The sequence below is a fragment of the Paucibacter sp. TC2R-5 genome (assembly GCF_025717605.1).
In the GTDB taxonomy this organism is placed as follows: domain Bacteria; phylum Pseudomonadota; class Gammaproteobacteria; order Burkholderiales; family Burkholderiaceae_C; genus Paucibacter_A; species Paucibacter_A albus.
The window spans coordinates 285,532-309,655 of record NZ_JAJIRQ010000002.1 but is presented as its reverse complement, the minus strand read 5'-3'; the positions used below and the strand labels follow the sequence as shown (position 1 = coordinate 309,655).

Below are 24,124 nucleotides of genomic sequence, written 5' to 3'. Positions count from 1 at the left end.
GCGCGCTCTGCGGCACAGCCGGGGAAAGGACCAGGCCGAGTGCCATCAACCTAAACGTCCGACCCGCACCGATGATGACCATGACTTCCTCTGCGACCGCCCCCGCCCAAGCCGGCAAGAGCGGGTCCGGCCGCACACGCCAGGCCGCGCCACGCGGCAGCGACGGCAACCGCCTCGAGCAGCGCGCCCTGCTGCTGTCCGTGGTGGGCGTGCTGGTATTGGCTGGCGGAAGCGTGATCTGGGGCCTGATTATCGATTCGGACATCGTCATCCTGAACGGGGTGTTCTCGATGTTGAGCGCGGTTAGCGGCGGGCTGAGCCTGCTGGCAGCCCGTCTGGTCGTGCGCCCCGAGGACCGGCGCTTTCCCTTCGGCTACGCGCATGTGGAACCGCTGGTTCACACAGTGAACGGCGTGTTCATGTTGCTGATGTGCCTCTACGCGGCACTCAACGGCATCGAGGGCATGCGCCACGGCGGTCACGAGACCGATGCCGAGGGCGTGATCCTGTTCGCGGTGGCCACTGCGCTGTTCTGCTTGGCCGCCGGTGCGTGGGAGTGGGTGCTGGCGCGGCGCATTGGTTCGCAGCTGATGCTGAATGACGCCAAGGAATGGCTGATGGATGCGGCGTTCAGCCTGGTCACCTTTGCCGGCTTCGCGGTCCTGCCGCTGCTGCCCGAGCCGCAGCACAGCCTGTGGGCCCGCTATGCTGACCCGGCGATGGTGACGGTGCTGTCGTTGCTGTTTCTGCTGGTGCCGATCGACATCCTGCGCGAGAGCCTGCGCGAGGTGCTGCGCATGGCTGTACCGGAAGACGAACTGGTGCAGCGGATTGATGTGGTGCTGGCCGACCTGCGGGCACGGCACGACATCGTCAGCGCCACACACCATGTGGTGCGTACCGGTCGCACGGTGTTCGTGGAGATCGACTTCGTGGTCGGCCCGCGCTTCACGGTGCAGCGCATTGCGCAGCAGGACCAGCTGCGCGAGGAGATCCGCGCTGCCATCGGCATTTCATTGGATGAGGCTTGGCTGACCGTCTCCTTCTTCGAGGATCCGCGCTGGACGTAGGGGCTGCCGGCTGATGGCATGCACGTAGCTCCCGGGGGACTCAAGCCGCGCAATCGACCTTTCGAACGCCTAGATGCTGCTCAATCTACGGAGCCCGTCTTCTACCCCGGCATTTGCCCTCACAAGCAACGCTCTGCCTGGCCCAAACGTGACGCAAGGTGACAAAGAAAAAGCCCCTAAGTCGTTGATTTACTTGGGGGCTTGATGCTTTGTGAACCATCGTGATTCACTAATCTGGTGCGACCGGCAAGAATCGAACTTGCGCCTAAGCCTTCGGAGGGCCCAATGATATCCACTTCACCACGGTCGCTGACTGGAGCGGCATTCTAACCCGCGTCGGCGAGGGCCGGTCTGGCTGGCCGACTCAGCCTGCGACCGACTCGGCCAGCAAGGCCAAAAAAGTTGCCACGGCGCCGGCCGGCTGGGTGCGCCGCCGCACCAAGGTCATGGGCGCGTCGAGCAGATCGGCTTCCTTCAGCGGGCAGTAAACGATCGCTTCCGGATGAGTGCCCTGCATGGATGCGGGCACCACGCTGATGCCGGCACCGGCGGCGACCAGGTTGAGATTGCTCATCATGCGGTCGACCTCTGCCGCGATGCGCGGCGTGACGCCCAGTGCCCGGCATTGCTCGAGCAAATTGGCATACAGACCGGGCGCACCGGGGCGGCGTGCAAGGATCAGGGCTTCGCCGTCTAGGTCGGTCAAGCTCAGGCGTGGCTGGGGTGGCCGACCTTGTAAAAGTGGGTGGTCGACCGGCAGCGCCAACAGCACTGGTTCGCGGAACAAGGTCTCGAACAGCAGTTCCTCCGGCTCGCTCACCGGCACGCGGATCAGGCCGCAGTCGAGCCTGTGGGCCAGCACGGCGGCGGTGATGTCGGCGGCATTGGCCTCGCTCAACTCCAGCGAGATGGCGGGGTAGCGGCGCCGGCATTCGCGCAGCGCGGCCGGCGTGAAGCGATGCGCTGCGGCCGAACTGGTGAAGCCCAAGGCCACACGCCCCTGCTCGCCCTGCGCCAGTCGGGCCATGCGCTGTTGCATATCGGCCATGTCTTGCAGGATTTTGGCCACCTCGGCCTGCAGCAAGCGGCCGGCTTCGGTCAGCCTGACGCCCTTGGGGTGGCGCTCGAATAACTGCAAGCCCAGTTGCAACTCCAGCGCCTTGATCTGCTGGCTCAAGGGCGGCTGCTGCAGGCCCAGGCGCGCGGCGGCCCGCGTCATATGGCCTTCTTCGGCAACGGCTTGAAAGTAGCGCAGCAGGCGCAAGTCCAGCGGAAGTGCGGTCGTTGTCATATTTAAAAAGTCTTGAAAAGACGATTTCAGTATATTTGACCTTGTGTGCCTTCCTGTCCATAGTCGGCCAGCGCCGGCTTGAGCGCAGACCATAAGAAATGGAGACAAGACATGACACTGTCCTTTTTGCGCCAATCCGCCCTCGGTTTGATCTGCTTGAGCGCGGGTGCGGCCGCCTTGGCCGCGCCAACGACGATTTTGTTCGTCGGCAACAGCTACACCTTCGGCCGGGTTGACCCCGTGATGAGTTACAACGCGGCCAAGGTTCATGACCTGACCGCCGCTTTCAATGCGATCAACCCCAGCGGCACCAACAGCTACCCGGTGGGTACAGCCGGCTTTGGTTCCTTCGAACAGCATCCTTGGGGCGGGGTGCCAGGGGTGTTCAAGAAGATGACCGACCAGGCCGGGCTTGATTACGAAGTTTCACTGTCCACCCGCAACGCCGCTTCGCTGCGCGGCCAGTTTCTCAACACCGCCAACGCCACCTGGGACTTGCGCGGCAATGTGGCCTCTCAAAACTGGAGCAAGGTGGTCTTGCAGGAGCAAAGCGATGCGGCGCTGCCGTCCGGCAAGGGCAAAAATGCCAACCTCGCCACTTTCAACGCCTATGCCGATCAGTTTGAGCGCTTCATCCACAACGGCGCGGCTCAGACCTATACCGAGGCACAGCTCTTCGGCAGCCTCGCAGCCTGTATGGCCACCGGCCTGAGCAGCGCCAGCTGCAATCTCAGCCGTGTGATTCCGAAGAACAACAACGCCAACGCCAATACGCAGATCTATCTGGAGCAAAGCTGGGCCCGGCCCGATATGGTCGAGGCGCACAAAATCACCACGCCCGACAAGACCACGCCCAACGGCGCGCCCATCGTCGACACCAGCAGCGCCGGCGGCGCGGCGACGCTCTATTACGGCAGCCTGGCTGGCATGACGGCTGATCTGCACAAGTCTTTCTTCGATAAGGCGGCCAGCAACAGCGGCTTTGCCGGCGTGGTGCCAGTGGGCGACGCGTTTCAGCGCGCTGTCGATCAAGGTCTGGCCTTGGGCCAGGGCTTCTACGATGCCAACGGCCTGTATGTCGAACCGAGCGATGGCCGTATGAATTTGTGGTGGTTGGACCGCACCCACGCCAGCAAATACGGCTCCTACCTGAGTGCCTTGACCCTGTTCGGCAGCATCACCGGCCTGGACCCGCAAAGCCTGGGTAGGCAGGAGCAGGCGGCCGCCGACCTCGGCATCAGCGCCGATGCGGCCTGGGCGCTGCAAGGCGTGGCGGCGGCGCAATTGGGCTTCGCCGTGGCGGTGCCCGAGCCGGCCACTTGGGGCTTGAGTTTGGCCGGCCTGCTTTTGCTTGGCTTGCGCACACGTCAAGCCAAGGCTTGAGGCGATGAGCATGGCTCGGATCATGCGTGGTGCCGGCGCGCTATTGGCCTTGCAACTGTTGCTCGGCTGCAGCGGCCCGCGCCTGCCTTCGCCACTACCACCGCCCCTCGCCGAGGCGGCCCCGCAGGTGCATGAGTGCCCGGCCGGCTTGGCCGCAGGCACGCGCTGCCTGGGCGGGCAGGACTCGGCCGGGGCCTTCTATCTGATCGCGATCCCCAGGGACTGGGGCGGCGTACTGGTCTTGCATGCGCATGGCGGGCCGGAGTTGGGACCTCCCAAGGCCGAACGCGCGGCCGAGGACCTGAAGCGCTGGGCCATCATGGTCAAGGCGGGTTATGCCTGGGCGGGCTCGACCTTTGCACAGGGCGGCGTGGCTGTCAGCGCGGCGGCGGCCGATACCGAAAGGCTGCGGCAGATTTTTGTCACGCATATCGCCCAGCCGACGACGACCATTCTGCACGGCCAGTCCTGGGGCGCAGGCGTGGCGCTCAAGGCGGCCGAGCGCTATGCCGCGCCCGGCCAGCCAAGGCCGGCCTATGACGGCGTGCTGCTCAGCAACGGCGTACTCGGCGGCGGCACCCGGTCCTACGATTTCAGGCTCGATTTGCGCGTGATCTATCAATACCTGTGCGGCAATCATCCGCGGCCCGACGAGGCGCAATACCCCTTGTGGATGGGCTTGCCGGCGGGCGCCACGCTGACGCGGGCCGACTTGGCCGCCCGTGCAGACAGTTGCTTAGGTTTGGCGACGCCCGTGCCAAAGCGCACACCCGAGCAGCAGGCGCGTTTGCATACTGTTGTGAACGTGCTTCAAATCCCGGAGCGTTCCGTGCTGGGGCACTTGAATTGGGCGACCTGGCATTTTCAAGACGTGGTGCAAAAGCGCACCGGCGGCTTGAGCCCCTGGGGCAATATCGGTGCGCGTTACAGCGGCTCGATCGACGATGCCGCCCTGAACGCCGGCGTGCAGCGCTACGCTGCCGATGCGCGAGCTGTGACCCAGTTCGGCTTGGACAGTGACCCCAGCGGGCGGGTGGGGGTGCCGATGTTGAGCGTGCACGGCGTTTACGATGCGACCGCCTTTGTGGAGTTGGAATCGCAGCTCCGCCGCACGGTGGTGGCTGCCGGGCAGGGGGATAGACTGGTGCAGACCTTCAGCGACGACGGCGAGCACAGCTATCTGAGTGACCCGGTCTACCCGGCTTTGATGGCGGAGTTGTTGGGCTGGGCCGGGCGCGGTGAAAAGCCCAGTCCTGCCAGCGTGGCGCGGCGCTGCCAGGCGATGGAGGCCCGCTTTGGCCCTGGCTGCCGGCTGCTGCCGAACTATCAAGCGGCAGAATTGGAATCAAGGGTGGCGCCGCGCCAACGCCCCTGAAGTTTTCGGCCCGCGTCAATCGATATAATCTGCCGGTTTTGCGCCCTGCGACTTTGCGGGGCACAGCCTTTCTTCTCTCTGCCCAACACGGCTAACTGGCCAACGAGGATTTCATGAGCGCAAACAACAATCACGAGAACGCAAAAGCTCAGGCGCACGCTCACGAGGAAGAGGCCCATGAAGGCCCGATCAAGACGCCTAAACAACTGGCTTGGGCGGTGTTCTTTGCCTTCGTTGTGCCCATCATCGTGATCATCATGCTGGCCAACTACGTGTCAAGCGCCACCAAGCCGGCCGCCGGCAGCGAAGCGCTTGAGGCGATGGCCGTCGCGGCCCGTATCCAGCCCGTCGGCGGCATCGAATTGAAGGACGCCAACAACGTCGCTACGCTGAAGACCGGCGAGCAAGTGTTCCAGGCGCAATGCGCTGCTTGCCACGCCACCGGCGCGGCCGGCGCACCGAAGCTGGCCGACGCTGCAGCCTGGGGCCCGCGCATTGGTGCTGGTTACGAGGCCTTGCTGAACTCGGCCCTGAAGGGCAAGAACGCGATGGGCGCGCAAGGTGGTGGCGACTTCAGCGATTTCGAAATCGGCCGTGCCGTGGTCTATATGGCCAACCAAGGCGGCGCCAAGTTTGATGAGCCTAAGGCGCCTGCAGCGGCGGCCTCGGCAGCCAACTGACGCGTCTTTGCGCCAAAAAAGGCCGACTCGCTGAGGTCGGCTTTTTTTCGCCTGCTTTTTTCTGTACGTCTAAGCGCCGGGATTCAATCGCACCCCGTGCCGCCCGAGTAACTCGGCATGTGTGCTGGCGAGCGGTTCCCACAAGCCGGCCTCCACGGCTCGCGCCGCCCAGTCCATGTCCATGCTGTGCACCAGCCCCAGGCCCAAGGGCGTGCTGAGGAAGAGGCGATCCTGCTCATCAAGCCAGGTCGAGCTGACGCTGCAACTCAAGTCTGTGTGGGTGTGCACCAAGCCGTCCTGGAGCAGCTCGGCGCCCAACCTGAATACCCAGGGTGCGGCCTCCAGCTGCAGATAGACGCGCTGCGGCCCGTTCTGGAAAAACCAGCAGCCCGACTCGTCCGCCGCGTAATTGCGCGCAATGAACTGGCGCAGCTTTTCATGCGTGACGCGGCTGCCCTTGACCTGCGGAAACGGCCCGGCCGCTTGAATACGCTCGTCGCGCATATACCAGTCGCCGCGCGCGTCCAGCGCCAGCCAGCCATAGCAATGCGGCACATTGGGCCATTTCTTCAGCGCCGCTTCGACGATGGCGTCCATCGCTAGAGCGCTCTCGCCAACCAGTCACAGACCTGCTCGGGCATGCCGAAGACATGGCCCGGCGGGCGACCCTGTGCGAAGCCGACATGACCGCCCTGCGCCGGCTGCCAGAGCTGCACATAGGAACCGGCATCTTGCTGGCGTGGCAGGCTGGCGGCCGGAACAAAGGGATCGTTGCGGGCGTTCAGCACCAGCGCCGGGATGCGGATGCGCTTCAGATGTGGCTTGGCCGAGGCCCGCGCCCAATAGTCTTCGGTGCTGCGAAAACCATGCAGCGGCGCGGTGAACAGATTGTCGAACTCATACAAATCGCTGGCCGCGCGCAGCCGCTCACCATCGAACAGGCCCGGATGCTGCTGCAGCTTGCGCAGCGCCTTGGGCACCATGGTGCGCAAGAACATGCGGGTATAGACGAGGCGGTTGAAACCCTGGCCGATGGCGTGGCCGGCGGCGGCCAGATCGACCGGCGAGCAGATCGAGCAGACCGCGCGGGTGGTGGCCGCCGCGCTTTGGCCATGCTCCTCGGCCCAGCGCAGCAAAGCATTGCCACCCAAGGAAACACCGGCAGCCAGCACGGGGCCGTCATGCATGTCCTTGAAGCGTGCCAGCATCCAGCCCACTTCCTCGAAGTCGCCCGAGTGGTAGGCGCGCGGCGCCAGATTCAGCTCGCCCGAGCAGCCGCGGAAATGCGGCATCGCAAACGCCCAGCCGCGCGAGCGCGCGACGGTAGCAAAGGCCTGCGAGGAATGGCTTTGCGAGCTGCCTTCCAGGCCGTGGAAGAGGACCAGCAGTGGGCGACTCTCAGCCTTGTTGGTCAGAGCGAGGTCATCGCCGGGCCGCCCCAAGATGGCCTCGTCCCCCCCTCGGGGGGTTGACGCCGTACCCGGCGGCAAGGGGGCTCCATCCAGCCAGTCAACATCGACAAAATCGCCGTCGGGCGTGTCCCAGCGTTCGCGCCTGAAGTCCAGTTTGGGGCCACCGGTGTGGCGCGAGAACAGCGAGGGCCAGATGGTCTGCGCCTGACCGCCGGGCAACCAGCGTGGGGCTTGGTACTGCATGGTCGAGGGCTTCAATGCAGCGTGGCCGGCTCTTCGATGACTTCCTGGATGTCATGCGCGGTGCCGGGGCTGGCGTGGTGCACGACCATGCGCCAGCCCATCGCCGTCTTCAGGTAGACATTGGTGGCGATCACCCAGGCGCTTTGCTGGCCGCTGCCACCGCTGCCCTCCACGACGACGCGCTCCAGCACCTGATGGATGGCGGTCTCATTGGTTTGCACACGCCTCACCCTCTCAGGGTGGACCGAGATCGCCCCTTGGGCGAAGACCACCTCGAAGGCGGCTCTGATCGCGCCCAGTCCGACCACGCGCGGGCCGCCCGGGTGAACGCAGGAGACTTCTTCCTCGTCCGACCAGACGGCCATCAAGCGGCTGAGATCGGCCTGTTGCAGCGCTTCGTAAAACTGCGCCTCGGTGTCTTCGGGTGAGGACAAGAGCGCGGCGGCCGGCACTTTGGGGTGTTGCATAGGCCCTTCAGTGGTGGCTGTGCAGCACTTCGCCGGCCTTGAGCTTGTAGACCGTGCCGCAATAAGGGCACTTGCCTTGGCCGTCATGGCTGAGGTCGATGAAGACCTTTGGGTGGCTGCTCCACAGCGCCATCTTGGGGTTTGGGCAGGCGACGACGCCGGGGCCTTGCACGTCGGCGGCGGTGACTTCAACGATGGATTTGTCGGTGCTATTGCTCAAGATGATGTCCTTCGCAGCTCAGACCAAGCTGAGCCAATGTGCATATTTCGGATTGCGGCCGTTGACGATGTCAAAGAACGCGGCTTGGATTTTCTCGGTGATCGGTCCACGTGAACCAGAGCCCAGCTCGATGCGGTCCAACTCGCGGATCGGCGTCACTTCGGCGGCGGTGCCGGTGAAGAAGGCCTCGTCGCAGATATAGACCTCGTCGCGGGTGATGCGCTTTTCAACCAGCTTGAGCCCCAGGTCTTCGCAGATGTGGAAGATCGTATTGCGGGTGATGCCGTTCAGCGCGCCGGCCGACAGATCGGGCGTGTAGACCACGCCGTTCTTGATCACGAACAGGTTCTCGCCGGCGCCTTCGGAGACAAAGCCCGAGGCGTCCAGCAACATCGCTTCGTCATAGCCGTCCTCGGTCGCTTCCATATTGGCCAGGATCGAGTTGGTGTAATTGCTAACGGCCTTTGCCTGCGTCATCGTGATGTTGACGTGGTGGCGGGTGTAGCTGCTGGTCTTGACGCGGATGCCGCGCTTCATGCCGTCTTCGCCCAGGTAAGCGCCCCAGGCCCAGGCCGCCACCATCAGATGGATCTTGTTGCCCTTGGGGCTGATGCCGAGTTTTTCGGAGCCGATCCAGACCAGCGGGCGCAGGTAGCAGCTCTCCAGCTTGTTTTCGCGCACGACTTGGCGCTGTGCCTCTTCGACTTGGCTCTGCGTGAAGGGGATCTTCATGCGCAAAATCTTGGCGCTGTCGAACAAGCGCCGGCTGTGCTCTTGCAGGCGGAAGATGGCCGGGCCTTTGTCGGTCTTGTAAGCGCGTACGCCCTCGAAGGCGCCGCAGCCATAGTGCAGGGTGTGGCTCAGCACATGGATCTTGGCGTCACGCCATTCCACCAACTCGCCGTCCATCCAAATTTTGCCGTCGCGATCGTCCAGTGACATGGGGCTTCCTTGTGCGTTGCGCTGCTTAGCGCTGAATCTGACAGGAGTTCGATTCTAACGGGGCGCTCGGTGCCGCTGGCCATCCGTGAAGCCGGTCACGGCATTGCTCGGCACGATATCAATTCGTGAAATGCGTACGCTTCTGGCTCCCCCATTCGGGGGGGTAAACGGCGCCCAAATCTATCTCAAGCCCGCAGAATTCATTCATGGCTTGGCGCAAGGCTTGGGCCACAACCGCACCGACTTACCAGGAGTCCCCCATGAACACGAAACTATCGATTGCGTTGCTTGCTCTGGCGGGGTTCTCCTTGCCGGCGATGGCGGGCAATGGCAATGGCAACGGCAACAACAATGGCAATAGTGGCGGTAGTCAAGCATTGCAGACTTGCGGAGCCAATGATTTGACTGGCGGAACGTTCTTGGCCTGTAGCGGATATCTCTCGGGCAACTTGATCAACGGCAGCGCCCCAGACAAGTTGGCAACGTTTACTGCCTTGACGGCCTTGGGTCAAAAAGCCGGCCATGCCTATGGCGGAACCGATATCTGGGTGGAAAAGAAGGACTTCAGCGGCAACACCATCGATTTCACAACCCCGCTGAATGGACTTACCTTTCTGGGTATCCACAAAGGTGGTGCCGGTGAAGGCGCCCAAGGCACGGCGTTTTACCTAATCAACGCGGGCACCAATCTGGATAAATTGACGTACAACTTGGGCGGTTTGTCCAATGCCGCCATTTACAAGACCGGCGTATCTCCAGTGCCGGAGCCAGAAACCTACGCCTTGATGCTGGCCGGTCTGGCCGCTGTCGGTTTTGTTGCCAAGCGCCGCAAGGCCGCTTAAGCCTTAGTTAGTTCTATCGCTAAACGTTCAGCTCCCCAGCTGACTGGCCGGCAAGGTTGACTGGGCGACGGTGTCGCCCGGCTCATCCGGCCGGTTCAGGGTCCAACTGACAACTTGGCCCTTGTTCATCACGATCTCCAACTGCACGCCACCGGCGTCTATCCAGCCATAGGTCTCGGGGCTGTCGCTGAGTTTGCGGCCCAGGCTGCGGCTCAGGGGCAGCAGGGCTATCAGCTTCATGCCGACCTCCAATTTGGCGGCCAGCATGACGGCGCTGTCGATTTGCCCGACCGGCGCCTCGGACGCGACGCGCATGATGCGCATCAGCCGCCCGAACTGCAAGAGCAGCCAGAACACCACCACGCTCAGCGCCAGGATCACGCCCTTCCAGCCCCATAACAAGCCGCCAGCGATAAAGGCGAGGACGGCCAGCGCACTTCCAATCCATGTATTCATGGGGGCGAATGCTAACCGCGTGAGGCCAACATCGGATCGCCGCTGCCATCTGCAGCATCCCAACCGTAGGCGCGCTCGACCTTGGCGATGCGCAGCGCGTAATGCAGGTACCAATCGGCGCGGCCTTGATCGCGGGCCTGCACATGCTCACCCTGGCGGCGCCAGGCAGCAATGTCTTGCAGGCTGCGCCAGTAGGAGACGGTGATGCCTAAACCATCGGCGCCGCGTACGCTCTCGACGCCCAAGTAACCCGTTTGCTGCGCGGCCAGTTCGACCATGCGGTCTGCCATCTCCGCATAGCCCAGCTCGACCGAGTTGCGCTGGCTGGTGAAGATCACCGCGTAATAGGGTGGCTCGAACTCGAAATTCTTCATCGTCACAGCCCTCTGGCCAGATCCATCGCTTCTTCAATCCGCTCGACCGCATGCACGGTCAGCCCCTCGATTGCCTTTTTCGGCGCGTTCGCCTTGGGCACCACGGCGACGCTAAAACCAAGCTTGGCAGCTTCCTTCAGCCGCTCCTGACCGCGCGGCGCCGGCCGCACCTCACCGGCCAGACCAATTTCGCCGAAGGCAATGAAACCCTTGGGCAGTGGGCGGCCGCGCAGCGAACTTTGGATCGCCAGCAGCACCGCCAAGTCGGCCGCCGGCTCGCTGATGCGCACGCCGCCGACCGCATTGATGAACACATCCTGATCGTTGGTGGCCACGCCGGCATGGCGGTGCAGCACCGCGAGCAGCATCGCCAAGCGGTCCTTGTCGAGGCCGACCGAGAGTCGCCTCGGGCTGGGGCCACCGCTGTCGACCAGCGCTTGCAGCTCGACCAGGAGCGGCCGCGTGCCTTCAAGCGTCACCAGCACGCAGGAGCCCGGCACCGGCTCGCCATGCGTGCTTAGAAAAATAGCGCTCGGGTTGGCAACGCCTTTCAAACCCTTTTCGGTCATCGCGAACACGCCGATCTCGTTGACGGCGCCAAAGCGGTTCTTGATCGCCCGCACCAGCCGAAAGCTCGAGTGCGTGTCGCCCTCGAAGTACAACACCGTGTCGACGATGTGCTCCAGCACGCGCGGCCCGGCAATCGCCCCTTCCTTGGTGACATGGCCGACCAGCACGATGGCGCAGCCGCTGGCCTTGGCCGTGCGGGTCAGCTGCGCCGCGCATTCGCGCACCTGGGCGACCGAGCCGGGTGCGGAAGACAGATGTTCGGAATAGAGCGTCTGGATCGAATCGATCACGCAAAAAGCGGGCTGTTCGGCCTCCAAGGTGGCGAGGATTTTCTCCAGGCTGATTTCGGCCAGCACCCGTACCTTGCTGCCGGCCAGCCCGAGGCGGCGCGAGCGCATCGCGATCTGCGCGCCCGATTCCTCGCCGGTCACATACAGCACCGGCAGCTTGTGGGACAAATCTTCAATCGCCTGCAACAGCAAGGTGGACTTGCCGATGCCGGGGTCGCCGCCGATCAAGACCACGCCGCCGGCGACGATGCCGCCGCCCAGAACGCGGTCCAGCTCTTCCTGGCCAGTGGGGGTGCGCTCGAAGTCAGCCGCTTCGATCTCGCTCAGCGTGGCAACGGGCTGGCTTTTGGCCAGGGCTTGATAGCGGCTGTTTTTCACGCTGGCGCCCGGCACTTCCGCAATCCCTTCGACCAAGGTGTTCCAGGCGCCACAAGATGGGCATTTACCCAACCATTTGGGGCTCACTCCGCCACAATCGCTGCAGGTGTAGATTGATTTTTCTTTGGCCATAGGGCGGATTGTCCCTGCAAGTCGGGCTTCAGCTATGCAGCAAAACTGCCGATGGTCTTAGTTCCGTCAACAGGGACCACAAAGAATGACTACAGAGATCACGGATCTGCCGGCCGCTGCAGCCGAGGCGCCGGAGGAACTGCCGAAAGAGGCGGCCGGCGCTGCGCAAGCCGAACTGAGCGCAGAAGAGCAAGCCGCCGCCGAGGCGGAGGCCGCCCGTCTGCAAGCCCAGCGGGATGCCGAGCGTGAGGCGGAACGCGAAGCAGAAGAGAAGGCCGCAGCCGAACGCGAGGCGCGCTACAAGCGCCTGATGCAAAAGATTTCCAAACAAGCCGACTTCGCTTCGATGAAGGATTCGGTGCGCTTGATGCAGAAGATTTCGCGCTCCGAGAACGCCCATGCGCGCGCGCTCAGCGGCGCGATTTCGGAAGATATCGCGATGACGTCCAAGCTTTTGCGACTGGTCAACGCGGCTTTTTACAGCTCGGCCGGTGGCGGCACGATCACCAGCTTGCAACGTGCGGTCGCGCTGATGGGCTTTCAGACCGTGGGCATGATGGCCAACTCATTGATGTTGTTCGACCGTCTGCCCAAGGGGTCTGACGGCAACCGGCTGCGCGAAGAGTTTGGCCGCGCCCAGTTGGCCGCGTTGCTGGCGCAGCAGTTTTGCAACCGCAACAAGCATCTTGAGGTGGCTTATCTGGCGGCCTTGTTCCAGAACCTCGGCGGCATGTTGGGGGGCCTGCATTTCCCCGAGGAGTTGTACGGCTTTGAGGAAAAGCTGGCGACGCGCGGTCTGGCCACCGGCAAGCATGAATGGATGGATGCGCGCGACAAACTGGCGCGCGAGCACTGGGGCGTGGACATTGAGGACATCGCGATCGATGTGGCCGAACAATGGGGTTGGCCCGAAACCGTGCGCCACGGCATGCGCCGCCTGCAGCCCAGCAGCAGCGAGCGCGCCGCCAGCGCCGAGGAATACCAGCGCGTGCTTTGCACCTCGGCCAATGTCTTGGCGGCCCAGTTGCTGGGCCTGCCCGGTGGCGGCTCGGCGGAAGAAAAGGCCGAGGCCCGGCGCGTCTGCGTCGAGCGCTTTGCGGCCGAGATGGCCGTGCCCTTGAGCCTCAACCCGGAGCCGCTGGTCGAGGAAGTGGCCGGCGTTCAAGAGCTTTGGAATGACTTGGCGCAGGTGCTGGGCTTCGGCCCGGTGGCGGCACCTCCGGCGGCCAAGCCCGCCAAGGCTGCCGATCCAGCCGCCGATCTAGCCGCCAAGCCCGGCGCGGCCAAGCTGGCAACGGCTGCCGCCGCCGCGCCGGTCGCTGGTGCGCCCAAACCTGCTGCTGCCGCGCCGCGCCCTGCGGCACCGGTGGCGCCTGTCAATCCGGCGGTAGCCGAGTCGCTGTCCGACGCGCTCGAAAAACTCAGCGGCCTGGTCTTGGCCGGAGCGCCTGCCGGGCAGCTCTTGCAGCTGTGCATGCGGCAGATGCATGAAGCGCTGGGCTTGCGCCGCGTGGTGGTCTGCTTGCGCGACGGCAGCGGGCAGATGTTGAAGGGCGGCATGGGCGTGGGCGAGCGCGCCACGGCCCTTGCGCCGGTGTTCCAGATCCCGCTGCAGCCGCCGAGCGAATTGTTCGGCCTGCTGTGCAGCAAGGGCGCCGACACCTTGATCTCGGACACCGCCGACCCGGTGATTGCGCAGCGCCTGCCGGCTTGGTTCCGCAACCAGGTGCAGGCCGGCACCTTTGTGCTGCTGCCCATGGTGGCGGGCGGCCAAGTGCTGGGCGCCTTCTATGGCGACAAGGCCGATCCCGGTACCTTGCAAATCAGCGAGCGCGAGTTGACCTTGTTGAAGACGCTGCGCAATCAGGTCGTGATGGCCTTGCGCTTTGGTGGCGGCAACAGCTAGCGCCGAAATTCACCGGCATCATGCAGCTGCTGAAACTGGTTGCCGAGCAAATTCGGATCGGTGCGCGCCTGCCCTTCAATGTGCGCGACGCCGAGGGCGGCCTGCTCTTGGCCTGCGGCCAGATCGTCATCAGTGCGGCGCAGCTGGCGGCCTTGCTCGCGCGCGGCATGTATGCCGATGTGGCGGAGTTGCGCGCGCTGCAGGCTGGCGGCCAAGTGCCCGCCGAGCCGCCGCCGCTGGCCACTCGTTGGGCGCAGGCGGTGTGGGCGGTCGATGCGATGTTGAAGACTTTGCCCGACGGCCTGCAGTTCATGGCAAGTTGCGATGAGACGGCCAGCGAGGTGATCGCCCTGGCGGTACAAGACGGCGATATGGCGCTCTACCAAACCGTGCGTCAAGAAGGCTTGCAACTGCGCCTTTACGGCCTGACGCATGCCTTGTACGTGGCCACCTTGAGCTTGATGGTGGCGCGGAGGCTGGGCTGGACTGAGTCGCGCCAGCGCAAGGTCGTCAAGGCAGCGTTGACGATGAATGCCAGCATCATCGAGCTGCAAGGCGTCTATGCGATGACGGGCGGGCGCCTGACCCAGTCTCAGCGCGAGCAACTGCGCTTGCATCCGGACGAAGCCTGCAAACGCCTGCGGGCCGCCGGCGTCGATGATGAGGAATGGCTGCAAGCCGTGGCACAGCATCATGAGCAAGTGAGCGGCCGGGGCTACCCCAGGGGTCTGCGCGATGTCGGTGAGATGGCCCGGCTGCTGCGCCTGGTGGATGTGTTCCTGGCCAAGATCAGCTCCAGGGTCAACCGCCCGGCGCTGGAGATCAAGCAGGCGGCGCGCGAGGTCTATGAGCAAAATCCCGGCAACCCCTTGGCTGCCTCGCTGATCAAGGAATTTGGCATGTACCCACCGGGCGAGTTGCTGCGCTTGGCTAATGGTGATCTGGCCGTGGTGATTCGGCGCGGCGCCACGCTGCAATGCCCCTTGGTGATGGCCTTGGCCGACAAGCGCGGCCAGCTCAAGGCGCAACTGATCCGCTACGACACGGCGCAGCGCGAATTTGCGGTGGTGGCGGTAGAGAGTGACAAAAGCCTGATGGCCCGCATCCCGAGCGAGCGCCTCTACGGTTTGTACGGCATGCATGGGCTGGACAGCCTGAATCCCACCCACTGATTCCAGGCCATCGCGACAGGGGCAAAACCCGTTCGTGCTACAAACCCGGCTTGTTTCGACTCAGCAGCTCAGGACTCAGCGATGGAATTTTCGACTTGGCTGGCCTTCTTCGCCGCCTCCTGGGCCATCAGCCTGTCCCCCGGTGCGGGCGCCATCGCAGCGATGAGCTCGGGGCTCAACCATGGCTTCCGGCGCGGCTACTTCACCACTTTTGGCCTGATTCTGGGCATCCTGACCCAGATTCTCTTGGTCGGCGCCGGCCTCGGCGCTTTGATCGCCACCTCCAGCATCGGTTTCGCCCTGGTCAAGTATTTGGGGGTGGCCTATCTGGTCTATTTGGGCGTGCAGCAATGGCGTGCGCCGGCCACGCCCATGGTGGCGGCCCGCAGCGAAGGCGCTCAAATCACGCGCCGCCAGTTGGTGCTGCGCGGCTGGGGCATCAACGCGGTCAACCCCAAAGGCACGGTGTTTTTGCTGGCGGTGGTGCCGCAGTTTTTGAATCTCAAGGGTGATTTGACCCAGCAATATCTGGTCATCGCGGCGACGCTGGCCTTCACCGATATGGTGGTGATGGCCGGCTACACGGCCTTGGCCGCCAGAGTCTTGTCGGCGCTGCGCTCCAGTCATCACATTCAGATCATGAACCGCAGCTTCGGCACGCTCTTCATCGTAGCCGGCGCCTTGCTGGCGAGCTTCAAGCGCAGCGCCTGATGGCGCAGCTGTCTCCCCGCACCCTCTTTTGGGGCCCGACGCTGATCTGGGCCAGCACCTGGCATGTGATCCTGTATCAGCTGGCCAGCGGCGTGCCCGTGCTCAACTCGGTGGCCTGGCGCTTTGCGATTGCGGCGCTGTTGCTGGTCGGCTTGGCGCGCATGCGGGGCGAGTCCTTGCGCATGCCGGCTTCTGCGCATGGCTTGATGTTGGCGACCGGCATCGTCCAGTACAGCGGCAATTACTTTTCGGTCTACGAGGCCGAGCGGCATATCCCGACCGGCCTGGTGGCGGTTTTGTTTTGTTTGATGGTGTTCGGTAACGCCTTGTCCGGACGGCTGTTTTTCGGCCAATCGGTGACGCGGCGGTTTTTGCTGTCGGCCAGCGGCGGCGTGCTCGGCGTGGTGATGATTTTTTGGCCCGAGATTGCGGCAACGGGCGCCAGGCCCAGCGCCGCTTTAGGCCTTGGCTTGGGGCTCTTGGCCGTCTTGGCCGCCTGCATCGGCAATGTGCTGACGCTGACGCTGACAAGGCGCGGGCTGGCGCTGGTGCCCGTGCTGGCCTGGAGCATGGGCTATGGCGCGGTCTTTCTGATTTTGATGTCGCTGCTCAGCGGCCAGGGATTGCATTTCGATTGGCATGCGCCCTATGTCCTGAGCCTGCTCTATCTGGCGGTGTTTGGCTCGGTCATCGCCTTTGTGCTGTATTTCAAGCTGGCGCAGTTGCAAGGGCCGGCGCGTGCCGCTTTGACCGGGGTGGTGATCCCGGTCATCGCACTGGTGATCTCGGCCGCGCTGGAAGGCTGGGTGCCGACGGTTTTGTCCGTCAGTGGCATGGCGCTTTGCTTAGTCAGTATTTACATGGCGACCAAGCGGCGCTGATTTAGCCCGGCTCAGTTCAGCCGCAAGGGCTCGTCACGCTCTTCCGGCACCAAGACCCACAGGATCAAATAGGCGATCAAGCCAATCCCGTGGCAGGGAATCGAAGCAATAAAGATCAGCCGCCAGATCCAGGCGGCCAGGCCGCTGATCTGCGCCAGCCCGCCGCATACGCCGCCCAACCAACGTTCATCGCGGCTGCGCTGCAGGCCATTGATCGCGTGGCCGAGGCCGCCGCCTTGGGGCTGACGGCGCGGCGCTTCATCGGGCTTGAAGCTCGGCGGACCGTCCAGCAGCCTGGCCTTGGCGCGGGCGAATTCATCGTCTGTCAGTTGGCCGGCTTGATGCAGGTCGGCGAGGCGTTCGAATTCGTTGCTGAGAGACATGGAGAGCTCCTGATGCTGCTGGCTGAAGTGCCGTGTCTGCAGTTTGCGGTCAAGTCTTGGGCCTAGCGAGCGGCATGCGACGAACTGCAAGTCGCGCCGACCGAAGCGGCGAAACCAAGGGTATTCCCTTGCTTGCTCGCCTATTCGCTGACTCGCCCGCGTCCCGCCTTGATGTCGCTGCGCTGTGCCTTGCCCTCCAGTCGGCGCATCTTGGAGCCATAGGTCGGCTTGGTCGCGCGGCGGGCTTTGGGCGTGTGAGCGACGCTCTGCACCATCGCTATCAGCCGCGCCACCGCATCGGCGCGGTTTTGCTCCTGGCTGCGCGTCTCCTGCGCCTTGATGACGATCACGCCTTCATTGGTGACGCGCTGATCGGAAAGCGCCAACAGCCGCTCCTTGATGACGGCCGGCAGCGTCGAGCGTTGGATGTCAAAACGCAGATGGACGGCGCTGGACACCTTGTTGACGTTTTGCCCGCCGGGGCCGCTGGCGCGGATGAAGCTGAAGTCGAGCTCCCAATCTGCCGGCGTCCAGTGCAGGTTCAAAGCATCACTCTAAGTGTTGAACAGTGACCGGCACGCGCTTGGCCAACGCGCACATCAGCTCATAGCCAATCGTGCCGGCCGCCTTGGCGACCTCATCGATCGGCAAGACCTGACCCTTGGGGCCTTGGCCCCACAGCGTCACCTCGCTGCCGAAGCCGGCCTGGGGCAAGGCGCTCAAGTCGACCGCCAGCATGTCCATCGAGACCCGGCCGACCGTCGTCGTGCGCTGTCCGTTCACCAGCACGGGTGAGCCACTCGGCACATGGCGGGGGTAGCCGTCGGCATAGCCGCAGGCGACCGTGCCAATGCGCATGGGCTTATCGGCGGTGAAGCTGCTGCCATAGCCGACCGTGTCACCGGCCTGCAAATGCTGCACGCCGATGATCTTGGAGCGCAGTGTCATCGCCGGCTGCAGATCCCAATGCTCGGGGCCATGCTCGGGGTAGTCGGGCACGCCGCCGTAGCTCATGATGCCGGCGCGCACCCAGTCGCTGTGCACGCGTGCGCTGTGGCGCAAGGTGGCGGCGCTATTGCTGAGCGAGCGCTCGCCGGGCAGGTCGGCGCAGACGGCCTCGAACACGTCGAGCTGGTGCTGGATGCCGTCGATGCCGAAGCGCAGCGCGTCGGCATCGGAGAAATGCGTCATCAGCGAAATCTCGTCCACCTGCGGCAAGGCGTTCAGCCGAGTCCAGGCGGCGCGGAAGGCGGTCGGGCTGAAGCCCAGCCGGTTCATGCCGCTGTTGAGCTTCAAGAAGACCCGGTGCGGCTCATGGGTCTTGTGCATCGCCAGCCAGTCGATCTGCTGCTCGCAATGCACAGCATGCCAGAGCTTGAGGCGCGAGCACAGCTCCAGATCGCGGGTTTCGAACGCACCTTCCAGCAGCAGGATCGGACCGCGCCAACCGAGCGCGCGCAGCTGCTGCGCCTCGTCCAGATCGAGCAGCGCGAAGCCGTCGGCGGCCCGCAGGCCCTCATAGGCATTGGCGATGCCGTGGCCATAGGCATTGGCTTTGACGACCGCCCAGACCATGGCGTCCGGCGCGCAAGCGCGCGCGCGGGCGAGGTTATGGGCCAAGGCGGAGACGTGGATGAGGGCTTCAATTGGACGCGGCATGGCCGAATTGTGGCATCTGGGCGCGTGGGCTTTGTCTGCCGGGTCGACCCCCCTAGAACAAGGCGCATGCTATAACCCGGAGGCAGCATCACTTTCGCCGCGGGCATTTGGCCGTGGCTGCGCCTTCTTAGCAGTACCAAGCAGTACAAAATAGGTTCATGAAAAAAGGCTTTTCCACCATCATGTCAGCGCAGTTTTTCAGCTCGCTGGCTGATAACGCATTGCTGGTCGGCGCTATTGAACTGCTCAGAAATACCGGCGCGCCCGCCTGGCAGGTCCCCGCACTGGGGCCGATTTTTGCGCTCTTCTATGTGATCTTGGCGCCTTTTGTGGGCGCTTTTGCCGACGCCGTGCCCAAGGGCAAGGTGATGTTCTACGCCAATCTGATCAAGATCATTGGCTGCTTGATGATGATGTTCGGCGCCCATCCTTTGCTGTCATACGCGATCGTTGGTCTGGGCGCCGCAGCTTATTCACCGGCCAAGTACGGCATCCTGACCGAGCTGCTGCCGCCGTCGCAACTGGTTAAGGCCAATGGCTGGATCGAAGGCTTGACGATTGCTTCCATCATTCTGGGCATCTTGCTGGGCGGGCAGTTGGTCGGGCCGCATCTGGCGCCGCTCTTGCTGGGCATTGATCTGCCATTTTTCGACACCGGCATCGATACCCCGCCCGAGGCGGCAATCGCCAGCTTGGTGATCCTGTACCTGGCGGCAGCGATATTCAATCTGGCCATTCCGCGCACGCAGGCGACCCTGCAGCCGCTGGCGCACAGCCCCTTGGCCTTGATACGCGACTTCGCCTCTTGCAACTCGCGCCTGTGGGCCGACAAGCTGGGTCAGATCTCCTTGGCCACGACCACGCTGTTCTGGGGCATCTCCGGCAATATGCGCATCATCGTGTTCCCTTGGGCCGCTGCGGCGCTGGGTTACACCACCACGCAAGCGTCGACCTTGGGCGGCGTGGTGGCGTTGGGTACGGCGGCTGGGGCCGTGGCGGCTTCTATGTATATGCGCTTGGACAGAGCGACGCGGGTGATCCCGCTGGGCATCGCCTTGGGTCTGTTGGTGGTCGGCCTGAATGCGGTGACCAATATCTGGGTGGCGGTGCCCTTCCTGATTTTGCTGGGCATGGTCGGCGGCTTTTTGGTCGTGCCCATGAATGCCTTGCTGCAGCACCGTGGCCATAACCTGATGGGCGCGGGCCGCTCGATTGCGGTTCAGAACTTCAACGAGCAGGCCTGCATCTTGGGTCTGGGCGCGCTCTACACCGGCATGACACGGATCGGGCTGTCAGCCTTTATCGCCATCTCGATCTTCGGTCTGATCGTGGCCGGCACGATGGCGCTGATCCGGATCTGGCACCAGCGCAACTGCATCAACCATCGCGAAGAAGTCGAGCGCCTGATGGTGCTGGCGCGTTGCGACGAATGCCATTCCGGCTCTTGAGCGGCCGGCAGGCATGCTGGCTCAGCTGCCCAGCAGTTTTTCCATAAAGACGCCGAAGGGATGGGCGCGGCGCTCATCAAAAGGGCCGCAACGCTTGAAGCCACCGCCTTCGGCCAGATGATGCAACGCATGTTGGCGCACATCAGCCTCTAGCCGTAACAGCGGTCGGCCCAGGCGAAGCGCTTCGCCTTCCAGTTTGCTGAGCAAAAGTTTTCCCATGCCTTGGCCGCGCCGGCTGGGCGTCACCATCAAGCAGGCCAACTCGGCATAGTCCTCATGCAGCAGCAGCGCCCCGCAGGCGATGACCCGCATTTGGGCGTCGCGCACCACGACCAAGCGTGTGGCCGCACGGCGCAGTGCGGCCCGGGCATTGGGGCGCGCTGCTGGCTGGGGCTGCAGCAGGCGCTCTTGCTCTTGATCGAGTGCCGTCAGCAGCGCCTGGACCTCGGGCTGCGCCATTGATTCCATCTTGACCGTGGTGCTGGGTGCGGAGGGCTTGGCCATGTCATTGGCGCGGGCCACCCAGATCTGGCCACGGCCAAAGTGCTGGCCGTGCAAGGCCTGAAGCGAGCCGATAAAGGGATTTTGCAAGGGCAGGGCGCCGAGTTGAAAAGCGGATGCAGCAAGTCTTCTCATGGAAAGCTCCTTATCCAGTGATGCAGGGGTGAATCGAGCGTGAACCGAGGGTGAACGGTTTGCGGGCGTTGGTAGCCAGGAAGATGCAAGTCGCGTGCCAGTGTTGTCGGGCAGGCCCGACAATGCGGGCCATGCGCCGCGCCGACCGACTCTTTCAACTTGTCCATCTGATCCGAGGCCGACGCCTGTCCACCGCCGACTTCCTGGCCACTCGGCTGGAGGTGTCGATGCGCACCGTCTACCGCGACGTGGCCGCCTTGCAGGCTCAGGGTGTGCCGATCGACGGCGAAGCGGGCGTGGGCTACCGCATGCGCGCCGGCTTTGATCTGCCGCCCTTGATGTTCACCAAGCAAGAGGCACAGGCGCTGGTGGCCGCCTTGCGCTTGGCGCAGGGTCAGCTGGACAGCGGCCTGGCGCGGCAGGCCGAGGAGGCCATGCTGAAGATCCTGGGTGTGATGCCCTCAGCCGCCAGGGCCGCCGCCGAGAGCTTGGCCCTGTATGCCCCCTTGAGCGGGCTCGACCAGGCCATGCGTGACCGACTGGCCAGCCTGCGCGAAGCGACCGAGAGCCGCCACAAGCTGCGGCTTGACTACCTGGACCTGGCCGGCGCCGCCAGCGAGCGCGTGGTGCGTCCGCTGGCTTGTTATTTCTGGGGCCCGACCTGGACGCTGGCGGCCTGGTGCGAGAAACGAGCCGGTTTCCGTAACTTCCGGGTTGATCGCATCCAGGGTCTGGCCTTGCTCGACGAGCAGTTTCGCGACGAAGCCGGCAAGACGCTGGCCGATATGCGGCGGGCCGAGAGTCAGACTTGATCTGGCGCAAGTTTGGCCGAGCGGGCGTGCCCACAATCGTGACATAGGGCTGAATCTGGCCTTGGGCTCGTTGAAGGAGTTGCGATGAAAGCAAATGTCGGTACGGTGGATCGGGTTCTGCGGATTGCGGGTGGCTTGGCCTTGATTGCTCTGGCTGCGACCGGCACTGTTGGTGTCTGGGGCTATATCGGCATCGTGCCGCTGCTGACGGGCGTGTTCCGTTTTTGCCCGGCCTATCCCTTATTGGGCATGAACACATGCCAGATGAAAGACCGGTGAATTCGCACTTTGCTATGGTGGCGGCCTGATCACTGAAGGCCCCATCTCATGCGAACCCCATCTTTTGTTCTTGCCTCAATCTTGGCCTGCTGCGGCTCGGCCCATGCGGCGCCGGAACCGCCTGCCCTGCCGACCGTTGCCGCAGTAGATTTGCAGCGTTATGCCGGCGCCTGGTACGAGATTGCGCTGTTGCCTAACCGCTTCCAAAAGCAATGCGTTGCCGATACCCAGGCGCGCTATCGGCTCGATGGCGAGCGGGTCGAGGTGATCAACCGCTGCCGCACAGCCAAGGGCGAGGTCGACCGTACGGCCGGCCACGCCAAGGTCGTGGAAGGCAGCGCTAACGCCAAACTCAGGGTGACTTTCTTTTGGCCGTTTTACGGCAATTACTGGGTGCTCGATCTGGATAGCGACTACCAGCATGTCTTGATCGGCGAGCCCAGCCGCAAATACGCCTGGGTCCTGTCGCGCACGCCGCAAATGGATGAGGCGGTGTTGCAAAAGCTGCTGGACCGGGCGGGCGAGCTGGGTTTTGATCGCGCGGCGTTTCAGCGCACGCCGCAGACGCAGCCGCTGGACTGAACAGATAGACATTTCCACCGACATCAGGAGCCTCTGCATGAGCACCTTTGACCATATTGGGCTGATCAAAGACATCAACGCCAACCTCGCGCCCTTGAGAAAGTCGCAGCCCGAGGCGATGCAGGCCTTTGGCCAATTGGCCGGCGCGGCGATGAAGGACGGTGCGCTGAGTGCCAAGCACAAGGAGCTGATCGCGCTGGCCATCGGCGTCACTCAGCATTGTTCGGGTTGCATCGGCTTTCATGTCAAAGCGCTGCACAAGCTGGACTGCACCCGCGCCGAGTTGGACGAAATGCTGTCGGTTTGCGTTTATATGGGCGGCGGGCCGGCGCTGATGTACAGCGCCGAGGTCATCAAGGCCTGGGAAGACATGGCCCCAAAATAGCGGGGCTTGGCCCTACAACTGTTGCGCTCAGGAGCGTGAGGCCTTGGGCAGCAGACGAGCCAGCAGAGGGGCCAGGCGCAGGCGTGCCGAAGGTGCCTCGACCCAGCGGTAGAAAGGCACGGCCGCCATATTGCTCAGAGCCAGGGCAGCCAAGGCCGCCAGCACAGCCGACCCAGCATGTTCGGCATCGGGATGCTCAAACAAGCCGTTGACCAGCAGGCAAATCGGAAAATGCACCAGGAAGAGCGCGTAGGAGTGGGTGCCGAAATGCGCCAATAGCGGCGCAGCGCGCGGGTGGTCGGCCAGCAGGTGCTGACCATTCTGATGACGCTGCTGCAACCAAGCCAGTACCCAAGCGCACACCAGGGCCAAGGCGACACGCTCGCGGAAGTCAAACAACAAAGCGAGCAAGACAGCCGCGCTGATCAGGTACAGCGCGAGCCGGCGGTAGTTGACCAAGCCTAGAAAATGGACCAAGGCGCCGAGGCCGTAGGCACCGAAGTAGTAGGGCGCCCAGTTGTCGAGTTCGCTATTGCGGTTGAAGGCAAATAGCGAGGCCAGGCAGAGCAGCAAGATCAGGCCCGGGCCGAGCAGGCGCGCTTGCTGGCGGCTCAGGCTGGGGGCCAGGTAGCGGCTCAACCAGAGCAACGACAAGAGCAGCGCAAAGAGCTGGAAGTCCACCGCCACATACCAGGCACCAACCGTCAAGGACTCGAAGCCCAGCACCCCGTGCAACAGCGTGGCATGGGCCAGCAGCTGCGGCAGGGTGACTGAAGCGGGCACCAAGTCGGGCAGCCAAGTGCTGACCAGTGCTGAGCACAGCAGCGTCAGCAGCACGGCGGCCATAAAGGGCAAGGTCAAACGCAGATAGCGCCGCAGCAGTTGCTCGGGCAAGCTGCCTTCGAACAACTGGCCACGTGCCGACAAGGCGCGTGCGCTCAAAAAGCCGCCGACCACCAAGAAGACCTGTACCGCCATGCGCCCATAGTGATAGAGAGCCGAGATCAGTTGTGGTGCTACGGTCTGCACGGCATCGGCGATAGGCCCATAGGCCGACAGATGGTGAAGCACGATCAGCTGTGCCGCGAAGGCTTTCAGCGCATCGACATGCAGGAGGCGGGCAATGTTGGGCTTGGACATACCGG

At 63.7% G+C, this 24,124-nt stretch carries 28 protein-coding genes and 1 tRNA gene; 14 read left to right on the top strand and 15 right to left on the bottom strand.

Annotated elements, in window-relative coordinates; all coding sequences use genetic code 11:
* The first annotated feature begins 71 nt into the window (after window positions 1-71).
* Window positions 72-1,070, top strand: a complete 999-nt coding sequence (locus LNV08_RS05095; RefSeq protein ID WP_263532588.1) for a cation diffusion facilitator family transporter — start codon at window positions 72-74, stop codon at window positions 1,068-1,070.
* 235 nt (window positions 1,071-1,305) lie between these two features.
* Here LNV08_RS05095 and LNV08_RS05090 read toward each other — a convergent pair.
* Together LNV08_RS05090 and LNV08_RS05085 are read right to left on the bottom strand one after the other, a co-directional pair.
* Window positions 1,306-1,380 (bottom strand) — tRNA-Arg (locus LNV08_RS05090).
* A gap of 54 nt (window positions 1,381-1,434) precedes the next feature.
* Window positions 1,435-2,340, bottom strand: a complete 906-nt coding sequence (locus tag LNV08_RS05085) for a LysR family transcriptional regulator (protein WP_263532955.1) — start codon at window positions 2,338-2,340, stop codon at window positions 1,435-1,437.
* Between the two features lie 132 nt (window positions 2,341-2,472).
* Here LNV08_RS05085 and LNV08_RS05080 point away from each other — a divergent pair, with 132 nt between their 5' ends.
* The 3 genes from LNV08_RS05080 to LNV08_RS05070 all read left to right on the top strand — a co-directional run bounded on the left by LNV08_RS05080 (window position 2,473) and on the right by LNV08_RS05070 (window position 5,799).
* Entirely contained in the window at window positions 2,473-3,744 is a 1,272-nt protein-coding gene (locus LNV08_RS05080) for a PEP-CTERM sorting domain-containing protein (protein WP_263532587.1), read from the top strand.
* Between the two features lie 4 nt (window positions 3,745-3,748).
* The gene (locus LNV08_RS05075; protein ID WP_263532586.1) at window positions 3,749-5,119 is read left to right on the top strand and encodes a hypothetical protein; all 1,371 of its coding nucleotides are present in this window, start codon (window positions 3,749-3,751) and stop codon (window positions 5,117-5,119) included.
* Between the two features lie 113 nt (window positions 5,120-5,232).
* A complete protein-coding gene (locus LNV08_RS05070; protein ID WP_263532585.1) occupies window positions 5,233-5,799 on the top strand; it encodes a c-type cytochrome in 567 nt (188 codons plus the stop codon).
* 69 nt (window positions 5,800-5,868) lie between these two features.
* Here the strand turns inward: LNV08_RS05070 and LNV08_RS05065 are convergent, their stop codons facing one another.
* Genes LNV08_RS05065 through LNV08_RS05045 form a run of 5 tightly spaced genes read right to left on the bottom strand, consistent with a single transcriptional unit; the run spans window position 5,869 to window position 9,083 of the window.
* Entirely contained in the window at window positions 5,869-6,396 is a 528-nt protein-coding gene (locus LNV08_RS05065) for a DUF2946 family protein (RefSeq protein WP_263532584.1), read from the bottom strand.
* 2 nt (window positions 6,397-6,398) lie between these two features.
* On the bottom strand, window positions 6,399-7,454 hold the full coding sequence (locus LNV08_RS05060; RefSeq protein WP_263532583.1) for a YheT family hydrolase: 1,056 nt from the start codon (window positions 7,452-7,454) through the stop codon (window positions 6,399-6,401).
* Between the two features lie 11 nt (window positions 7,455-7,465).
* Window positions 7,466-7,921, bottom strand: a complete 456-nt coding sequence (locus LNV08_RS05055; RefSeq protein WP_263532582.1) for a YybH family protein — start codon at window positions 7,919-7,921, stop codon at window positions 7,466-7,468.
* Between the two features lie 7 nt (window positions 7,922-7,928).
* Window positions 7,929-8,141 carry a zinc-finger domain-containing protein gene (locus LNV08_RS05050; RefSeq protein WP_263532581.1) on the bottom strand — a complete coding sequence of 71 codons (213 nt, stop codon included), beginning with the start codon at window positions 8,139-8,141 and terminating at the stop codon, window positions 7,929-7,931.
* A gap of 18 nt (window positions 8,142-8,159) precedes the next feature.
* On the bottom strand, window positions 8,160-9,083 hold the full coding sequence (locus LNV08_RS05045; protein WP_263532580.1) for a branched-chain amino acid transaminase: 924 nt from the start codon (window positions 9,081-9,083) through the stop codon (window positions 8,160-8,162).
* Window positions 9,084-9,343: 260 nt separating this feature from the next.
* On the opposite strand from LNV08_RS05045, the gene LNV08_RS05040 reads away from it, so the two are divergent.
* The gene (locus LNV08_RS05040; RefSeq protein WP_263532579.1) at window positions 9,344-9,925 is read left to right on the top strand and encodes a PEP-CTERM sorting domain-containing protein; all 582 of its coding nucleotides are present in this window, start codon (window positions 9,344-9,346) and stop codon (window positions 9,923-9,925) included.
* Window positions 9,926-9,952: 27 nt separating this feature from the next.
* On the opposite strand, the gene LNV08_RS05035 is transcribed toward LNV08_RS05040, so the two are convergent.
* Genes LNV08_RS05035 through radA form a run of 3 tightly spaced genes read right to left on the bottom strand, consistent with a single transcriptional unit; the run spans window position 9,953 to window position 12,125 of the window.
* Window positions 9,953-10,381 (bottom strand): hypothetical protein, encoded by a 429-nt coding sequence (locus LNV08_RS05035; protein WP_263532578.1) that lies wholly within the window; start codon window positions 10,379-10,381, stop codon window positions 9,953-9,955.
* Between the two features lie 11 nt (window positions 10,382-10,392).
* Window positions 10,393-10,755, bottom strand: a complete 363-nt coding sequence (locus LNV08_RS05030) for an antibiotic biosynthesis monooxygenase family protein (protein ID WP_263532577.1) — start codon at window positions 10,753-10,755, stop codon at window positions 10,393-10,395.
* A gap of 2 nt (window positions 10,756-10,757) precedes the next feature.
* A complete protein-coding gene (gene radA, locus LNV08_RS05025; protein ID WP_263532576.1) occupies window positions 10,758-12,125 on the bottom strand; it encodes a DNA repair protein RadA in 1,368 nt (455 codons plus the stop codon).
* A gap of 85 nt (window positions 12,126-12,210) precedes the next feature.
* Between radA and LNV08_RS05020 the strand changes: the two genes are divergently transcribed.
* The 4 genes from LNV08_RS05020 (at window position 12,211) to LNV08_RS05005 (ending at window position 16,795) form a co-directional block, all read left to right on the top strand.
* Window positions 12,211-14,031, top strand: a complete 1,821-nt coding sequence (locus LNV08_RS05020) for an HDOD domain-containing protein (RefSeq protein WP_263532575.1) — start codon at window positions 12,211-12,213, stop codon at window positions 14,029-14,031.
* A 20-nt stretch (window positions 14,032-14,051) separates the two neighbouring features.
* A complete protein-coding gene (locus LNV08_RS05015; protein ID WP_263532574.1) occupies window positions 14,052-15,203 on the top strand; it encodes an HD-GYP domain-containing protein in 1,152 nt (383 codons plus the stop codon).
* A gap of 81 nt (window positions 15,204-15,284) precedes the next feature.
* Window positions 15,285-15,914: a LysE family transporter gene (locus LNV08_RS05010; protein WP_263532573.1), complete on the top strand. Its 630-nt coding sequence runs from the start codon at window positions 15,285-15,287 to the stop codon at window positions 15,912-15,914.
* Window positions 15,914-16,795 (top strand): DMT family transporter, encoded by an 882-nt coding sequence (locus tag LNV08_RS05005; RefSeq protein WP_263532572.1) that lies wholly within the window; start codon window positions 15,914-15,916, stop codon window positions 16,793-16,795. The genes LNV08_RS05010 and LNV08_RS05005 overlap by 1 nt, the downstream gene beginning before the upstream one ends.
* An 11-nt stretch (window positions 16,796-16,806) precedes the next feature.
* On the opposite strand, the gene LNV08_RS05000 is transcribed toward LNV08_RS05005, so the two are convergent.
* The 3 genes from LNV08_RS05000 to alr all read right to left on the bottom strand — a co-directional run bounded on the left by LNV08_RS05000 (window position 16,807) and on the right by alr (window position 18,837).
* Window positions 16,807-17,178 carry a PspC domain-containing protein gene (locus LNV08_RS05000; RefSeq protein WP_263532571.1) on the bottom strand — a complete coding sequence of 124 codons (372 nt, stop codon included), beginning with the start codon at window positions 17,176-17,178 and terminating at the stop codon, window positions 16,807-16,809.
* Between the two features lie 140 nt (window positions 17,179-17,318).
* A complete protein-coding gene (arfB, locus tag LNV08_RS04995; protein WP_263532570.1) occupies window positions 17,319-17,723 on the bottom strand; it encodes an alternative ribosome rescue aminoacyl-tRNA hydrolase ArfB in 405 nt (134 codons plus the stop codon).
* 4 nt (window positions 17,724-17,727) lie between these two features.
* Window positions 17,728-18,837 (bottom strand): alanine racemase, encoded by a 1,110-nt coding sequence (gene alr / locus LNV08_RS04990; protein WP_263532569.1) that lies wholly within the window; start codon window positions 18,835-18,837, stop codon window positions 17,728-17,730.
* Between the two features lie 158 nt (window positions 18,838-18,995).
* Here alr and lplT point away from each other — a divergent pair, with 158 nt between their 5' ends.
* Window positions 18,996-20,285: a lysophospholipid transporter LplT gene (gene lplT, locus LNV08_RS04985; protein ID WP_263532568.1), complete on the top strand. Its 1,290-nt coding sequence runs from the start codon at window positions 18,996-18,998 to the stop codon at window positions 20,283-20,285.
* A gap of 21 nt (window positions 20,286-20,306) precedes the next feature.
* On the opposite strand, the gene LNV08_RS04980 is transcribed toward lplT, so the two are convergent.
* On the bottom strand, window positions 20,307-20,921 hold the full coding sequence (locus LNV08_RS04980) for a GNAT family N-acetyltransferase (RefSeq protein ID WP_263532567.1): 615 nt from the start codon (window positions 20,919-20,921) through the stop codon (window positions 20,307-20,309).
* Window positions 20,922-21,052: 131 nt separating this feature from the next.
* Here LNV08_RS04980 and LNV08_RS04975 point away from each other — a divergent pair, with 131 nt between their 5' ends.
* The 4 genes from LNV08_RS04975 to LNV08_RS04960 all read left to right on the top strand — a co-directional run bounded on the left by LNV08_RS04975 (window position 21,053) and on the right by LNV08_RS04960 (window position 22,979).
* Window positions 21,053-21,733, top strand: coding sequence for a helix-turn-helix transcriptional regulator (locus LNV08_RS04975; protein WP_263532566.1), 681 nt, complete (start codon window positions 21,053-21,055; stop codon window positions 21,731-21,733).
* Between the two features lie 84 nt (window positions 21,734-21,817).
* Window positions 21,818-22,012: a DUF2892 domain-containing protein gene (locus LNV08_RS04970; protein WP_263532565.1), complete on the top strand. Its 195-nt coding sequence runs from the start codon at window positions 21,818-21,820 to the stop codon at window positions 22,010-22,012.
* Between the two features lie 48 nt (window positions 22,013-22,060).
* Window positions 22,061-22,594, top strand: coding sequence for a lipocalin family protein (locus LNV08_RS04965; protein ID WP_263532564.1), 534 nt, complete (start codon window positions 22,061-22,063; stop codon window positions 22,592-22,594).
* 37 nt (window positions 22,595-22,631) lie between these two features.
* On the top strand, window positions 22,632-22,979 hold the full coding sequence (locus tag LNV08_RS04960) for a carboxymuconolactone decarboxylase family protein (RefSeq protein WP_263532563.1): 348 nt from the start codon (window positions 22,632-22,634) through the stop codon (window positions 22,977-22,979).
* A 27-nt stretch (window positions 22,980-23,006) separates the two neighbouring features.
* Here LNV08_RS04960 and LNV08_RS04955 read toward each other — a convergent pair whose 3' ends face one another.
* Window positions 23,007-24,119 carry an acyltransferase gene (locus LNV08_RS04955; RefSeq protein ID WP_263532562.1) on the bottom strand — a complete coding sequence of 371 codons (1,113 nt, stop codon included), beginning with the start codon at window positions 24,117-24,119 and terminating at the stop codon, window positions 23,007-23,009.
* Between the last annotated feature and the right edge of the window lie 5 nt (window positions 24,120-24,124).

Bases quoted from the DNA above. Each gene is read 5' to 3' on its own strand.
- LNV08_RS05060 (WP_263532583.1), bottom strand. From the start codon at position 7,454: ATGCAGTACCAAGCCCCACGCTGGTTGCCCGGCGGTCAGGCGCAGACC.
- LNV08_RS05010 (WP_263532573.1), top strand. From the start codon at position 15,285: ATGGAATTTTCGACTTGGCTGGCCTTCTTCGCCGCCTCCTGGGCCATC.
- LNV08_RS05095 (WP_263532588.1), top strand. From the start codon at position 72: ATGATGACCATGACTTCCTCTGCGACCGCCCCCGCCCAAGCCGGCAAG.
- LNV08_RS05070 (WP_263532585.1), top strand. From the start codon at position 5,233: ATGAGCGCAAACAACAATCACGAGAACGCAAAAGCTCAGGCGCACGCT.
- LNV08_RS05080 (WP_263532587.1), top strand. From the start codon at position 2,473: ATGACACTGTCCTTTTTGCGCCAATCCGCCCTCGGTTTGATCTGCTTG.
- LNV08_RS05055 (WP_263532582.1), bottom strand. From the start codon at position 7,921: ATGCAACACCCCAAAGTGCCGGCCGCCGCGCTCTTGTCCTCACCCGAA.
- radA (WP_263532576.1), bottom strand. From the start codon at position 12,125: ATGGCCAAAGAAAAATCAATCTACACCTGCAGCGATTGTGGCGGAGTG.
- LNV08_RS05000 (WP_263532571.1), bottom strand. From the start codon at position 17,178: ATGTCTCTCAGCAACGAATTCGAACGCCTCGCCGACCTGCATCAAGCC.
- LNV08_RS04970 (WP_263532565.1), top strand. From the start codon at position 21,818: ATGAAAGCAAATGTCGGTACGGTGGATCGGGTTCTGCGGATTGCGGGT.
- LNV08_RS05015 (WP_263532574.1), top strand. From the start codon at position 14,052: ATGCAGCTGCTGAAACTGGTTGCCGAGCAAATTCGGATCGGTGCGCGC.
- LNV08_RS04965 (WP_263532564.1), top strand. From the start codon at position 22,061: ATGCGAACCCCATCTTTTGTTCTTGCCTCAATCTTGGCCTGCTGCGGC.
- LNV08_RS05030 (WP_263532577.1), bottom strand. From the start codon at position 10,755: ATGAAGAATTTCGAGTTCGAGCCACCCTATTACGCGGTGATCTTCACC.
- LNV08_RS04955 (WP_263532562.1), bottom strand. From the start codon at position 24,119: ATGTCCAAGCCCAACATTGCCCGCCTCCTGCATGTCGATGCGCTGAAA.
- LNV08_RS04980 (WP_263532567.1), bottom strand. From the start codon at position 20,921: ATGAGAAGACTTGCTGCATCCGCTTTTCAACTCGGCGCCCTGCCCTTG.
- lplT (WP_263532568.1), top strand. From the start codon at position 18,996: ATGAAAAAAGGCTTTTCCACCATCATGTCAGCGCAGTTTTTCAGCTCG.
- LNV08_RS05065 (WP_263532584.1), bottom strand. From the start codon at position 6,396: ATGGACGCCATCGTCGAAGCGGCGCTGAAGAAATGGCCCAATGTGCCG.
- alr (WP_263532569.1), bottom strand. From the start codon at position 18,837: ATGCCGCGTCCAATTGAAGCCCTCATCCACGTCTCCGCCTTGGCCCAT.
- LNV08_RS05020 (WP_263532575.1), top strand. From the start codon at position 12,211: ATGACTACAGAGATCACGGATCTGCCGGCCGCTGCAGCCGAGGCGCCG.
- LNV08_RS05045 (WP_263532580.1), bottom strand. From the start codon at position 9,083: ATGTCACTGGACGATCGCGACGGCAAAATTTGGATGGACGGCGAGTTG.
- LNV08_RS05005 (WP_263532572.1), top strand. From the start codon at position 15,914: ATGGCGCAGCTGTCTCCCCGCACCCTCTTTTGGGGCCCGACGCTGATC.
- LNV08_RS05040 (WP_263532579.1), top strand. From the start codon at position 9,344: ATGAACACGAAACTATCGATTGCGTTGCTTGCTCTGGCGGGGTTCTCC.
- LNV08_RS05075 (WP_263532586.1), top strand. From the start codon at position 3,749: ATGAGCATGGCTCGGATCATGCGTGGTGCCGGCGCGCTATTGGCCTTG.
- LNV08_RS04975 (WP_263532566.1), top strand. From the start codon at position 21,053: ATGCGCCGCGCCGACCGACTCTTTCAACTTGTCCATCTGATCCGAGGC.
- LNV08_RS04960 (WP_263532563.1), top strand. From the start codon at position 22,632: ATGAGCACCTTTGACCATATTGGGCTGATCAAAGACATCAACGCCAAC.
- LNV08_RS05035 (WP_263532578.1), bottom strand. From the start codon at position 10,381: ATGAATACATGGATTGGAAGTGCGCTGGCCGTCCTCGCCTTTATCGCT.